Origin of the sequence: Amycolatopsis sp. NPDC051372 (assembly GCF_040682095.1) — a bacterium.
Lineage (GTDB): Bacteria > Actinomycetota > Actinomycetes > Mycobacteriales > Pseudonocardiaceae > Amycolatopsis.
On the sequence record NZ_JBFBAF010000003.1, the window covers coordinates 110,249 to 123,338 of the forward strand.

Annotated in this window: 13 protein-coding genes; 2 read left to right on the forward strand and 11 right to left on the reverse strand. The window is 71.5% G+C overall.

Annotation, left to right across the window (positions count from 1 at the left end; genetic code table 11):
- Positions 1 to 8: 8 nt before the first annotated feature.
- The 9 genes from proC to AB0M56_RS06165 all read right to left on the reverse strand — a co-directional run bounded on the left by proC (position 9) and on the right by AB0M56_RS06165 (position 9,212).
- Positions 9 to 821 (reverse strand): pyrroline-5-carboxylate reductase, encoded by an 813-nt coding sequence (gene proC / locus AB0M56_RS06125; RefSeq protein WP_364171568.1) that lies wholly within the window; start codon positions 819 to 821, stop codon positions 9 to 11.
- Positions 822 to 845: 24 nt separating this feature from the next.
- Entirely contained in the window at positions 846 to 1,700 is an 855-nt protein-coding gene (locus AB0M56_RS06130) for a thioesterase family protein (protein ID WP_364171570.1), read from the reverse strand.
- A 121-nt stretch (positions 1,701 to 1,821) separates the two neighbouring features.
- Positions 1,822 to 2,595 (reverse strand): sugar phosphate isomerase/epimerase family protein, encoded by a 774-nt coding sequence (locus AB0M56_RS06135; protein ID WP_364172001.1) that lies wholly within the window; start codon positions 2,593 to 2,595, stop codon positions 1,822 to 1,824.
- A 503-nt stretch (positions 2,596 to 3,098) separates the two neighbouring features.
- Positions 3,099 to 4,913 carry a hypothetical protein gene (locus AB0M56_RS06140; RefSeq protein WP_364171572.1) on the reverse strand — a complete coding sequence of 605 codons (1,815 nt, stop codon included), beginning with the start codon at positions 4,911 to 4,913 and terminating at the stop codon, positions 3,099 to 3,101.
- Complete coding sequence (locus AB0M56_RS06145) at positions 4,910 to 5,068, reverse strand: hypothetical protein (RefSeq protein WP_364171573.1); 159 nt, start codon at positions 5,066 to 5,068, stop codon at positions 4,910 to 4,912. Before AB0M56_RS06145 ends, AB0M56_RS06140 begins: the two co-directional genes overlap by 4 nt.
- A complete protein-coding gene (locus AB0M56_RS06150) occupies positions 5,065 to 6,048 on the reverse strand; it encodes a Ppx/GppA phosphatase family protein (protein ID WP_364171575.1) in 984 nt (327 codons plus the stop codon). Before AB0M56_RS06150 ends, AB0M56_RS06145 begins: the two co-directional genes overlap by 4 nt.
- Positions 6,049 to 6,244: 196 nt before the next feature.
- Positions 6,245 to 6,934 carry a response regulator transcription factor gene (locus tag AB0M56_RS06155; RefSeq protein WP_204091841.1) on the reverse strand — a complete coding sequence of 230 codons (690 nt, stop codon included), beginning with the start codon at positions 6,932 to 6,934 and terminating at the stop codon, positions 6,245 to 6,247.
- A complete protein-coding gene (locus AB0M56_RS06160; RefSeq protein WP_364171577.1) occupies positions 6,931 to 8,190 on the reverse strand; it encodes an ATP-binding protein in 1,260 nt (419 codons plus the stop codon). The genes AB0M56_RS06155 and AB0M56_RS06160 overlap by 4 nt, the downstream gene beginning before the upstream one ends.
- A 137-nt stretch (positions 8,191 to 8,327) precedes the next feature.
- Entirely contained in the window at positions 8,328 to 9,212 is an 885-nt protein-coding gene (locus AB0M56_RS06165) for an aldo/keto reductase (RefSeq protein ID WP_364171579.1), read from the reverse strand.
- Between the two features lie 100 nt (positions 9,213 to 9,312).
- Here AB0M56_RS06165 and AB0M56_RS06170 point away from each other — a divergent pair, with 100 nt between their 5' ends.
- Together AB0M56_RS06170 and AB0M56_RS06175 are read left to right on the forward strand one after the other, a co-directional pair.
- A complete protein-coding gene (locus tag AB0M56_RS06170; RefSeq protein WP_364171581.1) occupies positions 9,313 to 9,960 on the forward strand; it encodes a DNA-binding response regulator in 648 nt (215 codons plus the stop codon).
- The gene (locus AB0M56_RS06175; RefSeq protein ID WP_364171583.1) at positions 9,957 to 10,859 is read left to right on the forward strand and encodes a hypothetical protein; all 903 of its coding nucleotides are present in this window, start codon (positions 9,957 to 9,959) and stop codon (positions 10,857 to 10,859) included. The genes AB0M56_RS06170 and AB0M56_RS06175 overlap by 4 nt, the downstream gene beginning before the upstream one ends.
- Before the next feature lie 72 nt (positions 10,860 to 10,931).
- On the opposite strand, the gene AB0M56_RS06180 is transcribed toward AB0M56_RS06175, so the two are convergent.
- Positions 10,932 to 11,681 (reverse strand): phosphoglyceromutase, encoded by a 750-nt coding sequence (locus tag AB0M56_RS06180; RefSeq protein WP_364171585.1) that lies wholly within the window; start codon positions 11,679 to 11,681, stop codon positions 10,932 to 10,934.
- Between the two features lie 433 nt (positions 11,682 to 12,114).
- The gene (locus AB0M56_RS06185) at positions 12,115 to 13,053 is read right to left on the reverse strand and encodes a DUF4349 domain-containing protein (RefSeq protein ID WP_364171587.1); all 939 of its coding nucleotides are present in this window, start codon (positions 13,051 to 13,053) and stop codon (positions 12,115 to 12,117) included.
- Between the last annotated feature and the right edge of the window lie 37 nt (positions 13,054 to 13,090).

Below are 13,090 nucleotides of genomic sequence, written 5' to 3' on the forward strand. Positions count from 1 at the left end.
CGGTTTTGTCAGTCCTCGTGGGCGCGGCCGAGCTCTTCCGAGCGGTCACGCGCGGCCTCGATCGCGTCCAGCAGAGCCGCCCGGACGCCGTGCTTTTCGAGCTCGCGGATCGCGTTGATGGTGGTGCCGGCGGGGGACGTGACGGCCTCGCGCAGCAGCACGGGGTGGTCCTTGCCCTCGGCGAGCATCTTGGCGGCGCCCACGGCCGACTGGATGATCAGCTGCCCCGCGAGCGCTCGCGGCAGGCCGAGCAGGATGCCGGCGTCGATCATGGCCTCGACCAGGTAGAAGAAGTAGGCCGGTCCCGAGCCTGAGAGGGCCGTGACGGCGTCCTGCTGCGATTCGGGTACCTCGACGACCTGGCCGACGTGCGAGAGCAGCTCGTGGACCGTGGCGAGGTGTTCGGCGGTGGCGTAGCGGCCGGGCGACATCGCGCTCATGGCCTCGCCGACCAGCATCGGAGTGTTCGGCATCACGCGGACCACAGGCACCCCGTCGGCCAGGCGCCGCTCGTACAGCGCCGTCGGCAGCCCCGCGCAGAGCGAGACGACCAGCGAGGACGCGCCGAGCAGCGGCGCCAGCTCCGCCAGCACCGGCTCGATGTCCTGCGGCTTCACGGCGACCACGAGCACGTCCGCGCGCTTGGCGGCGTCCTCCACGGTGGCCGCGCGCATGCCCGGGTAGCGCTCCTCGAGCTCGCGGACGCGGCCCTCGTAGCGCTCGGTGAAGAGCAGGTCGCCGGGCGCGTGGCCCCCGTGCAGCAACCCCGACAGGAGGGCTTCGCCGATCTTTCCCGCGCCCAGCACCGCAATCACACTCATGCCACTGAGAGTGCCAAACGCGCGTCAGGCTCCGGGTGCCGGGGCGAGCGCGAGCTGGCGCGCCTGCGCGACGAGGCGGCCCTGGGAGTCGACCACCGTGGCGTCGGAGTCGAACCAGGCCTCGTGCACCGAACGCGATTCCACCAGGATGCGCAGCCAGCCGGGGGCCGGGCGGGTGCGCAGGAAGGCCGTGAGCTGCACCGTGGGCGCCCAGCCGACGCGGCCGAGGTTGGCCACCACCGGCGGGTTGAGATCGCCCGCGAGGAGTGCGAAGTAGACGTCGCCGATCCCGTCTCGCGGACGTGCCCACAACTTCAGCCGCGGTGGGTCGCCGGCGCGCCCGGCGAGGTACCCCGCCGTGGCCGGGTCCACGCGGATCTCGCAGCTGGAGGAGAGGTTGAACACGCCTTCGGAGGTTTCGGCGCCCAGCGGCACCGCGCCCGAAGGCGGTTCGGCCGGCAGCTGCGGTAGGTCGCTCCAGTCCGGGCGGCGCATCGGCAGCCGCCCGGTCGTCACGCGCGCCTCCACGCAGCTGCGCCCGCGCTGCTCCAGCCGCACCCCGACCACCGACGCGCGGCGGCCGACCTTGCGGACGTCGGTGCGCAGCAGCACCGGACCCAGCGCCGGTGCGTGCAGGAACTCGGCGCTGACCACCAGCGGCTCGGCTGTGGGTTCGCCGCGTTCACCGAGCACAGCCGTGGCGGCCTTGGCGAGCAGGGCCAGGAGGAACCCTCCGTGGGGGTGGTTCGCGATCGCCCATTCCGCTCTCAGCGTGGCCGTGAAGGTGCCGTCTCCGAGGGAACGGACCGCGCTGGCCGCGTCGAACGCCGTCGCCGTCTGTTCGGCCCGGCTCACGAACGGCCGGCCACGGCGGCGCATGTGGCGGAGAAGTTCAACGATCGCAACGAGTTCACGGTCGGCACTTTACGTGTCGATGAGCCGGAAGAGGGTGTCGGCGGGCCTGGGACCGCCCGGACAGCCGATCATGCTAACGGCCGGGTCACTGTCCGAGGTGTAACCGGGCGAACAGCAGCGCCTCCGCGAGGGCGCGGGCCCGCTCAGCGCCTGCGATGGCGTGGCGTGTGTTGACTTCGAGCACGACCTGACCGGTGAAGCTGTCGCTGACCAGCTTTTCCAGCAGTTCGGCGCACGGCTGGCCCCCGTGGCCCGGAATGAGGTGCTCGTCCTTGGGCACGCCGGTGCCGTCGGCGAGGTGGACGTGGCTCAGGCCTTCCCCCATCCGCTCGGCCAGCGCGAGCGCGTCCATCCTCGCGGCGGCGCTGTGGGAAAGATCAAGCGTGTAGTGCCGGAACCCGACGTCCGTGGGATCGATCGACGGCCGGAACGCCGACACCCGTGTATTCCGCGACCCACCCGGCGGACGCACCTTGAACATGTTCTCCACGGCGACCTCGATGCCGGATTTCTCTTCCAGCTCGTCCACGAGGTCCCCGAACGCGTCCCCGTAGCGCCGCTGCCACCGGAACGGCGGATGCACGACGACCGTCCGCGCCCCCAATTGCTCCGCGGCCTCCACGGACTTCCGCAGCCTGATCTCGGGATCCGGCGACCAGACCCGCTGCGTGATCAACAGCGACGGTGAGTGGATCGACAGGATGGGTACGTTTGTGCGCTTCGACCAGCGACGCACTACGGCGACGTCCTGGCTGATGGGGTCGGCCCAGACCATGACTTCGACGCCGTCGTAGCCGAGTTCTGCTGCTAGTTCGAACGCCGCCCCGGCCCGCAGGGGCCACACCGACGCAGTGCTCAGTCCCACGGGTATCGGCTTCTCAGGCGCGTTCACGGGGACATCCTGCCTTGCCAGGGGTGGGCGTGGTCGGGTGCGGGTTGGGTGGGAAGTGTCCTCGGCTGAAAGCAGGGTCTCGCAGGGCGGCTTGCGTTGGGGAGGTCGTTGTCCTCGCAGGGCGGCTCGCGTTGGGGAGGTCGTTGTCCTCGCAGGGCGGCTCGCGTTGGGAGTGCACCCCGAAGCTGGATTGTGTTGACGGCCGGTGACGTGTTGTCAAGGCGGGAAAGCGTGCCTTGACACCACGTCGCCGGCCGCAAGGAGGCTTCGGATCGGGGTGCCGGGGCGGGTCTGGGTGCAGGTTTCGTCGCGTGGGTGGGCGGCGGTTGCGAGGGTGGGTGTGGCTTGCGTGGGTGGTGAGCTGGGCAGGCGGCTGGCGGTTGGGTGCGCGGGGGCTAAAGCGGCGGGCCGAAACGCGAGAACTCCCGGCCCGCCGAAGCGGAGACGGGGAGTCCCGACGCGATAAACGGCTAGCGCCCCACCAGCAACAGGGCGGCAGGTGACACCGTCACCACCAGCCCCACCAGGATGGCCAGCAGCGTGGTCTGCAGGTCTTCCGCGCGGCGGATCTTGCGGACGATCCACACCAGCGCCACGATCACCAGCAGGGCACCGACGAGGGCGGCCGGCGCGAGGTTGACCCAGAGCCAGTTGAAGCCGAGCCACACGGCGGCGCCGCCGACGACGCCGAGGGCCAGTTGGCCCGCGAGGGTGAGCCACTGTTTGCCAGGGGAGCCTTCGAGGGCCGGCTCGGCGGCCACGGGAGCGGCGGCGGGCTCTTCGGGGGCGACGTCGTCGTAGTCGTCCTCGTAATCGCCGTGCTGGTCGTAGCCGTAGTCGTCGCCGTCGAAGTCCGGGGAGCCCGGCTGGGCGAACTCACGCTCGTACTCGGACAGGTCGTCGTCGACGGGGCCGCCGCCAGGGGCGAACGGCATGGGCGCCGGGTAGCCCGCGGTGGGCGGGCCGGCGTCGAAGTCGGCGGGGGCGGCCATGGTGGGCGGGCCACCGTCGTAGTCGCCCTCGGGGGCGTACGGCTCGGCGTAGTCGTCGGCCGCGTAATCCTCGTCGGCGTAGGCGTCGGCGGACTCGCCCGGGACGACCGGCATCACGCCGATCTCGGTGTCCTCGAGTTGTTCCTGCTGACGACGTTTGCGCCAACCCGCCAAGCCCGGCGGTTGAGCGGGAGGGCCACCCGGGCCAGGACCGCCGGGGCCGGGACCACCCGGCCCAGGACCGGGAGCCACCTCGGGCACCGCCGGCTCCACCCCGGCCACGGCGTCGAACTGCTCCGTGTGCGGGTCCTGCTGCGGCGCGGGACGGCGGGCCGGCGCCCGGCGCGGACGCTGCGGCGCCCCCGTGGGGAACGCGCCACTGGCCATGGGCGGCTCGGGCACGTCGGCGTCGGGCGTGCCGTCAAGACCGTCGAGCCGCGACGCGAGCGTGCCGCCCGGCGCGGGTGGCGGACCGGGACGTCGGCGGACCGGCGGCACCTGGTTGCGGGTCTCTTCCGCACCCGGCGGCGGCACCGGCTGCTGCCGCGTCGGACGGCCGCGCGGCGGCACCGGCATCTGGCCGGACTCCTGCGGCGGCGCCGGCGGACGCACGAACTGGCTCGACTCGGCTGACGGCGAAGGCGGAACCGGGAGCTGCGCCGACTCCTGCGGCCGTACGAACTGACCCGACTCCTGCGGCGGAGCCGGCGGGCGCGTGTACCCCGTCTCCTGCGGCCGCACGAACTGCCCGGACTCCTGCGGCGGAGCCGGCGGTCGGGCGAACTGCCCCGACTCGGGCGAAGGCTGACGAACGAACCCGGAATCCTGCTGCCCGTTCACCGGCCGGACCGACCGCGTCGGCGGGCCGGAAGGGCCACCAGGGCCACCCGGACCCGCAGGACCAGGACCAGGACCAGGACCAGCCAACCCGCCCGGTCCCTGAGGACCGGCAGGCGGCACAGGAGCAGCAGGCGGACGCTGCAACGGCCCCGACTCCTGCGGCACCGCCCGCGGCGCGGGGGCCGCGGGCCCGTCCGAACGACGACGGCCACCCGCCGAGCGCGAAGGCGGCGGCGGAGTGCCGCCGTCGCTGGTCACGCGGTCGATGATCGCCTGCGGGGCGGTGTCGCTCACACCCGCGGCGCGACGGCCGCTCTCCGGCTGCTGCTCGGGGGCTTCGTCGTCGTCGGCTGCGCGCCGCCTGCGCCGCCGTGAGCCCTCGACCTGCTGCCCGTGCTGGGCGAGCAGTTCGGCCACGGTCTTCTGGGGCGGGGCGCCGTTCTCGTCGGTCATACCGTGCTGTCCAAAGCGCGCTCGGGGTTGGCCACGGCACGTGCCGGCGGCCGGACGCAGGCGGCGCCGCGCGCGCTGAACACCGTGCTGTGCATATCCGTCACCTCTCCACCGTGCCTGTTTTCCGTCACCGAAGTCCAGTCCACTGCTGTCACCGGTCCTCCCCGTTCGCCGAAACGCCGGTGAGGGCGGCCCCAGTTTCGTCCGCGCCGTTGGAATGGTCCAGCCGTCGCAGAATGACACCCTCTCGGAGTGCCCACGGGCAGATCTCGAGTTCTTCGAGGGAGAGCGCCCGCATAGCGGCTTGCGCCACCAGCGCACCCGCCACGAGCTGGTGCGACCGGCTCGAGCTGACCCCCTCGAGTTGCGCGAGGTCCGCTGCGGGCATGCGCGAGATGAAGGCGATGAGCTGGCGCAACGCGGTGTCCGTGAGCGTACGGCGCACGCGCGGGCCTGCCGCCGAGGGGGCCGCACCGGTGAGCCTGGCCAGGGAGCGGAACGTCTTCGACGTCGCCACCACCCGATCGGGTTCACCCCATTTCGCGACCTTCTTCGCGAGCCCGCTGAGCTCGCCCTCCAGCCACGCGGAGGTGGCCACGACCTCCGAGCGCGTGGGCGGGTCGTGGCGGAAACGTGTGCGCGTGGTGCGCCCGGCTCCCAGCGGCAACGACTCCGCGAGCACGGGTTCCTCGTCGCGGCCCATCGCGACCTCCAGCGAGCCGCCGCCGATGTCGAGCACCAGCACCTGGCCGGCCGACCAGCCGAACCACCGCCGCACGGCCAGAAAAGTCAGGCGCGCCTCGTCGACGCCGGAGAGCACCCTCAGCTCGACGCCGGTCTCTTCCGCGACTCTGGCCAGCACCTTCGCCGCGTTCTTGGCTTCTCGCACGGCCGACGTCGCGAACGCCAGCACGTCTTCGCACCCGAGCCGGACGGCCGCGGCGCGCGCCGACTCCACGGCCCGGACCAGCTCGTCGGAGCCCGCACGGCTGAGCTCGCCGGATCGCGTGATCTGCTCGGCGAGGCGCAACACGGCCTTCTCCGAGTGCATGGGCGTCGGGTGCGCACCACGATGGGCGTCGACCACCAGCAGGTGGACGGTGTTTGACCCGACGTCGAGTACCCCTAGGCGCACGAGGATCCAGCGTACCGGTCCCACAGCCAGGTCTCGAAACTGTAACCAACACCACTCGGTCCGGGCTCGACTCTGCGTGGCCGGACGCCCGCACAGGGTGAAAAATGAAGCGTTTCCCCAGGGACCCAAAACGGCCGGAGCGGCAAGAAAAAAACCCGCCACCCCGGCCGTGTTCCGGTGTTTCCCTACCGGCGGCTCACGTCTCGAACTTGTACCCGAGGCCGCGCACCGTCACGAGGTGGCGAGGGGAGCCCGGGTCGGGCTCTATCTTCGAGCGCAGGCGCTTCACGTGGACGTCGAGGGTCTTGGTGTCCCCGACGTAGTCGGCGCCCCACACGCGGTCGATCAGCTGGCCGCGCGTGAGCACGCGGCCCACGTTGCGCAGCAGGTACTCCAGCAGGTCGAACTCCTTGAGCGGCAGCGAAACCTCGGCGCCGTCCACGGTCACCACGTGCCGCTCGACGTCCATCCGCACGGGCCCGGCCGAGAGCACCAGCGGCGCCAGCTCGCCCTCCGCGCCCGGCTCGCCGCCGCGGCGCAGCACCGCGCGCACTCGCGCGATGAGCTCCCGGGCCGAGTAGGGCTTCGTCACGTAGTCGTCGGCGCCGAGCTCGAGACCCACGACCTTGTCGATCTCGCTGTCGCGCGCCGTCACCATGATCACCGGCACGGCCGAACGCTGGCGCAGCTGCTTGCACACGTCCGTGCCGCTCATGCCTGGGAGCATGAGGTCGAGCAGCACGATGTCGGCACCGTTGCGGTCGAACTCCTCGAGCGCCTGCTGTCCCGTCCCGGCCACCGCGGCCGTGAAACCTTCCTTTCGCAACAGGAAGGCGAGCGGGTCGGCGAAGGACTCTTCGTCCTCGACAATGAGAACCCTCGTCACAGGTTTCCTCCATGGTCTGGGCCGGAGAGCTCCTGCCCGGTTGCCACGAGCCGGGGTGTCCGCTCGGGGGTCTTGTCCTGCCGCACCACGGTGGCGGGCTGGGTCTGCTGTTTGCCACGCGCGCCGTCGCCGCCGGGCTCGGGGCTGACGTGCGCGGGGATCCGCAGCGTGAACGTGGACCCGGTGCCGGGTCGGCTCCACAGGCCCACCGAACCGCCGTGGTTGGCCGCGACGTGCTTCACGATCGCCAGGCCCAGCCCCGTGCCGCCGGTGGCGCGGGAGCGGGCCTTGTCCGCGCGGTAGAAGCGCTCGAACACGCGCTGCTGCTCGTCTTCGGCGATGCCGATGCCGCGGTCGGTCACGGCGATCTCGACCATGCCGTCGGCGAGCCGGCGCGAGATCGACACCGGGCTGCCCGGCGACGAGTACGCGACGGCGTTCTCCAGCAGGTTCGACAGCGCCGTGACCAGCAGTGTCCGGTCGCCCTCGATGAGCAGGCCGCTCGCCGTGTCGGTGGTGATGGTGATCTCCGCCGACTCCGCTGACAACGTTGTCCGGCCGAGCGCCTCCCGCACCACGGCGTCGACCTCGACGACGTTGAGGTCCGGCAGCCGTTCGGCGCCCTGCAGGCGCGAAAGCGCGATGAGCTCGGTCACGAGCGTGCCCAGCCGGGTCGACTCGCGGAGGATCTTGCTGCCGAAGCGGCGGACCTCGTCCACGTCGTCGGCGGCGTCGAGCACGGCCTCGGTGAGCAGCGCGATCGCGCCGACCGGGGTCTTGAGCTCGTGGCTCACGTTGGCCACGAAGTCGCGCCGCACGGCTTCCAAGCGGATGGCCTCGGAGTGGTCCACGGCCTCGACCACGGTGAAGCCGTCGCCGAGCGGGCGGACCTCGCCGAGCACCGCCTCGGGCTGTCGCCGCCCGCGGTTCTCGAGCGGCGACAGGTCGATCTCCATCGGCTCGTCGGTCTCCACCACCTGCTCGGCGGCGGCGCGGGCCCGCGGGTCGGCCTGGTTCACGCGCACCAGGCCGAGCTCGTAGGCCCTCGGGTTGTGCAGCACGAGGTCACCGAAGCGGTTGAGGACGACAACGCCGCTCCGGGACGACCGGATCAGCCGTTCGAGGAGCTCCGCCACGGTCGGTCCCGCCGGCCGTGCCGTCTCCTTCCGGGCCCGAGCCCGGGCGATGAGGAACCCGACGACCGCGCCGACGACAAGAGCGCCGATGGCCGAGATCAGGGCAACAGGCGTGGTCACGAGGGAATCGTAAGCATCCCGGTAGCCTTTCGGACCAGTCCTGGAAGCCCGGTCGTGAGGCGCGTGACACCTACAGGGGACAAGTTCGCCCTGGTGTCAGGCCCCGTTCACCCGGCCGAGATCTTCCGGACAAATGTTCACGCTCCGTCGAGCTCGGCAAGATCGTCGGCCGTCAGGCGCAGCTGCGCGGCGGCGACGTTCTGTGCCAGATGGTCCGGGTTGCCCGTGCCCGGGATCGCGAGCACGTGATCACCTTGAGCGAGTGTCCACGCGAGACGGACCTGGGCCGAGGTCGCGTCGTGGCGCTTCGCGACCGTCGCCACCCGCTCTTCGACGGCCGTTTCGTCGGTTTGTCCACTCGCGACGGCGAACCACGGCACGAAGGCCACGCCGTGCTCGCCGCAGAGCCGCAGCAGCTCGTCGTCCTCGCGGACCGCGGTGAGGCCGTACTGGTTCTGCACGCAGACCACGGGCGCGATCGCCAGCGCCTCCGTGAGGTGCTCCAGGCCGACGTTGGAGATGCCCAGCTCGCGGATGAGGCCGGCCTCGCGCAGCTCGGCCAGGGCGCCGAAGTGCTCGGCGATGGAGCCCGAGCCGCGGCCGAGGCCCGTGCCGATGCGCAGGTTGACCACGTCGATGTGGTCGCGCGCGAGCTGGCGCAGATTCTCCTCGACCTGGCCGCGCAGCTGGTCGGGCCGTGCGAAGGGCAGGAACTCGCCGGACGGGTCGCGGCCGGGGCCGACCTTCGTGGTCAGGACCAGGTCGTCGGCGTACGGCGAGAGCGCCGTGTTGATCATCTCGTTGGAGGAGAACTCCGGCGTGAAGTAGAACGCCGCCGTGTCGATGTGGTTCACGCCGAGCTCCAGCGCGCGGCGCAGGACGGTGAGGGCGCGCTCGCGGTCGGCGCCGGTGCCGCCCGCGAACGGGACGAGCCGCATGGCGCCGAAGCCGAGACGGTTGACGGTCAGGGAACCGAGCTGCCACGTGCCGGCGGCCGCGGCGGGAAGTGCTGTCTGGGTCATGACTTCCAGCGTGACCCGGCGGCTTTCGCGTCGCCCGGATTGGCAGGAAGCTGCCACCCGGCAGTGGCCGCGGTCGCTCCACGAGGTGACACTGGAGTGCGTGACTCGAGTCGACGACGTCGTGACCGTGCGCGGCGAACGCGAGCTTTTCGACCGCACCGCCCACCTGTTCGGCAGCGCCACGGACATCGCGTGCGCCGCGAACACCCTCTTCACCTGGGCGGCTTCGCGCCCGGGCACCGGCGTGCCCCCGGTGCCCGACCTGCAAGGCCGGCGGGCGCGCAAGATCTACGTGCCGAGCGTGCTGCTGGACGAGGCGAGCGTCGAGCACCTGCGCCTCCTGCGCGAGGCCGGCGCGCAGATCCGGATCACCGAGCGCGAGATCAACGAGACGATCATCCTCGACGGGCGCCTCGCGATCCTCGCCGCCGAGGTCACGCCGGACGGGCGCAGCTACACCGTCCTTTCGCGACCCGACCTCGTCAACGGGATCTCGTCGCTGTTCGAGGCCGCGTGGCGGTCGTCGACGGATCTCGCGGCGTTCGAAACGCGCTACGCCGAGCTGCGCCGGCACACGCCGCAGCTGCTGGACTTGCTGCTGTCGGGCTGCACCGACGAGACCGCGGCGCGCACGATGGGCGTCGGCCTGCGGACCTACCGACGCTACGTCGCGGAGCTGATGGCAGCGTTGGGGGCGACGTCGCGGTTCCAGGCCGGGGCGCGCGCGAAGGAGGCCGGTCTGCTGTGAAGCGTGGTGTCGTGGTGCTCGCCCTGTTCGCTGCCGGGTGCAGCTCGGCGGTGGGCGGGAAGGCCGTGGTTCCGCCACAGCCCGCCAACCTGGCCTACGTCGACGCGAAGGCCACGAGCGACGCTACGGCGGGGATCAAGAAGGCCATGGAGACCGTGTTCAGCTTCGACTCCACGGACACGGCCGCGGTGGCGAAGAACGAGCAGGAGTACTTCACCGGCAACGCCCGCACGCAGTTCGACCAGACCTTCGCACAGATCAAGACCACTCCGGTGAAGACGCAGACGCACGTGATCGATTCGGGCGTCGCCGCCCTGTCGCCGAGCGGGGCCACGGTGCTCGCCGCGATCAAGCAGCAGAGCCAGACCCCCGACGGCAAGACCAACGCGGCGCTCGCGGTCGTCCTCGTGACCGCCGCGCCGGCCGGCGACCACTGGCGCGTCAGCGACCTGAACCTCAACCCGCGCGGCACCCTCGGCCCGGCCGCCGACCCGGGCGCCCCGCGCCCCGCCGTCACCCGCGACTCCGCCCTCACCGCCGCCCGGCACGCCGGCTCGGTGTTGCTGACCGTCGACGCCCAGAACGCCGACGCCGTGTACGACGGCTACGAGAGCGTCGCCGTCGACCCGCTCCTCACGCAGTTCCGCGCGACCCGCCAGACCACCGTCGACAGCATGAAAAGCAGCGGCGCCAAGGCTTCCTTCAACCCCCAGTCCGCGGCCGCCGTGTCGTCGGCCTCCGCGGACGGCAAGACCGCCACGGTCCTCCTCGACGCCGTCGTCTCGACCCGGCAACAGGGCGGCCCACAGGACCGCACCATCCCCGTCCGCCTCACCCTGGCCCGCCAATCGGACGGCGGCTGGAAGGTGTCGGCGATCGACCCGTTGAACGCTGCCTGAGCCACTCCCGTCTACGCCGAAGGGCCACCGCGCAGCTCGCGCAGTGGCCCTTCGTCCGTGAGTTGGTGAGGCTCAGCGACCCTGGTTCGCCACCGCGGCAGCGGCTTCCTCCGCCGCCTCCGGGTCGAGGTACAGGCCGCCCGGCTTGATGGGCTGGAGGTCGTCCGTGAGGTCGTAGCGCAGGGGGATGCCGGTGGGGATGTTGAGGGCCGCGATGTCCGTGTCGGAGATGCCGTCGAGGTGCTTGACGAGCGCGCGCAGCGAGTTGCCGTGCGCGGCGACCAGGACGTTCTTGCCCGCGCGCAGGTCGGGGACGATCGCGGACTCCCAATACGGCAGGAGGCGCTCGACGACGTCCTTGAGGCATTCGGTCAGGGGAGCGTTGTCGCCGAGGTCGGCGTAGCGCGCGTCGCCGGCCTGGCTGAACTCGTCGGCCGGGTCGATGGCGGGCGGCGGGGTGTCGTAGGAGCGGCGCCAGAGCATGAACTGCTCCTCGCCGAACTCCTCCAGCGTCTGCTTCTTGTTCTTGCCCTGCAGCGCACCGTAGTGGCGCTCGTTGAGCCGCCAGTCGCGCTTGACGGGGATCCAGTGCCGGTCGGCGGCGTCGAGGGCGATGTTCGCCGTGCCGATCGCGCGGCGCAGCAGCGACGTGTGCACCACGTCCGGCAGCAGCTCCGCCTCGGCCAGCAGCTGGCCACCCTGGCGAGCCTCGCGCTCGCCCGTCTCCGAAAGCGGCACGTCCACCCATCCGGTGAACAGGTTTTCCGCGTTCCACGTGCTCTGTCCGTGACGCAGCAGCACCAGCGTCCCAAGTTCGGCCATGGCCCACAGCCTGCCAGAGCGGACCAGGTTCGTGACTGGTGAGTCCCGCTTGAACGATGTTCTACAGAGAGTGTGTTACCCTATAGTAACACCTTCACCCGAACAGAAGTCAGCCCGTCAACAAGCCGCGAAAAGGGTGCAATGTGCTGCGCGCTGTTATCCCGCTTCGCGAAGTTCACTCGAATAGAGTAACGAGTAGTCTTGTGATTACAGGTGGACATCTGACAGGTTTGGCATGTCCCGCTCAGCCGGATTCCACGCACTCCCCGGCTGACGGCGGGCTATGACCGCGGCTCGTCTCCCCCCTGCCGAGCCGCGGCCCGCCGGCCCCGTTGGCATCCCCCTCGTCACCGGGTCCTTGATCGGCGGGAACTTCAGCGGGGCGGCTCGAGATCGCGACTCCCCCCTCCCTCGAGCCGTCCCGCCTTTCCCGTTATCCCGCAGGTCCGGCGGGGACAGCCGCGTCTGCCGTGTCACCGGCCGGCCGTGAACGGCGCCGCTTGCGCACCCACCACCACACCGCCCCGGCCGGGATCCCGAGCACCACGGCGAACGGTGCGATCGCCCCCAGCGCCGTCAGGACGCCGCCGCCGAAGGTCAGGAACGCGTCCCAGCCACCGGCGAGCCCCGCGAGGAAGCCGGGCAAGTCATCGGATGTCTGCCCGGGACCGGTCACGACCTCGGCGGTCACGGACAGTGCCACTGTCGCCATCGCGACACTCCCCGCGAGCGCCTTCTGCTGCTGTTCGAGTGACTCGAGCGCGGCTTCGCGGTTGGTGAGCTCACTCTCCACACTCGCGATCTCGGAGATCGACGTCGCCTTCGCCAGCAACGCCCGGATCCGGTCGACGCTCGCGCGCTGCGTCGCCAGGCGCGCGTCCACGTCGACCACCTGGGCGGTGACGTCCTGGGAGCTCAGCTCCCGCTTGGTGACCTTGCCGAGCCCGGCGAGCTGGTCGAGCACCTCGTCGAGCTTTTCGGCGGGCACGGCGAGGCTCAGGGTCGCGGACGACTCCAGCGTGCTCTCCTGGCCCGTGTACCCGCCGGCTCCGGTCGCGATCACCCGCGCCCGCGAGACGACATCGTCGAGCTTCGGGGTCGAGAGGTCCAGTCGTGCGCTTCGGGCGAGCTTGCGGTCGGTGGTCCCCGCGACCCCCACCGCCGGCGGAACCGGGCCCTTCGTGGTCAGGCCCTGCTGCGGCACACCGGGTTGCGCCACCCCCTGCTGAGGCAGTCCCTGCTGGGGCACGGCCGCGCGCCCGGCGGCCACCCCGCTGTCGGCCTCCGTCGAGCTCGGCCCGTTCGCCGTGCACCCCGCCAGCGCCACCAGCAACCCGGCGCCGGCCAGCACCCATCTCCATCGAGTTCTCATCCGTCCTCCTCCACTCGGGTGGCAGACGGACGGACCC

Excerpts from the sequence above, each read along its gene's own strand:
- proC (WP_364171568.1), bottom strand. The coding sequence starts at position 821 with ATGAGTGTGATTGCGGTGCTGGGCGCGGGAAAGATCGGCGAAGCCCTC.
- AB0M56_RS06130 (WP_364171570.1), bottom strand. The coding sequence starts at position 1,700 with ATGCGCCGCCGTGGCCGGCCGTTCGTGAGCCGGGCCGAACAGACGGCG.
- AB0M56_RS06140 (WP_364171572.1), bottom strand. The coding sequence starts at position 4,913 with ATGACCGACGAGAACGGCGCCCCGCCCCAGAAGACCGTGGCCGAACTG.
- AB0M56_RS06165 (WP_364171579.1), bottom strand. The coding sequence starts at position 9,212 with ATGACCCAGACAGCACTTCCCGCCGCGGCCGCCGGCACGTGGCAGCTC.
- AB0M56_RS06180 (WP_364171585.1), bottom strand. The coding sequence starts at position 11,681 with ATGGCCGAACTTGGGACGCTGGTGCTGCTGCGTCACGGACAGAGCACG.
- AB0M56_RS06185 (WP_364171587.1), bottom strand. The coding sequence starts at position 13,053 with ATGAGAACTCGATGGAGATGGGTGCTGGCCGGCGCCGGGTTGCTGGTG.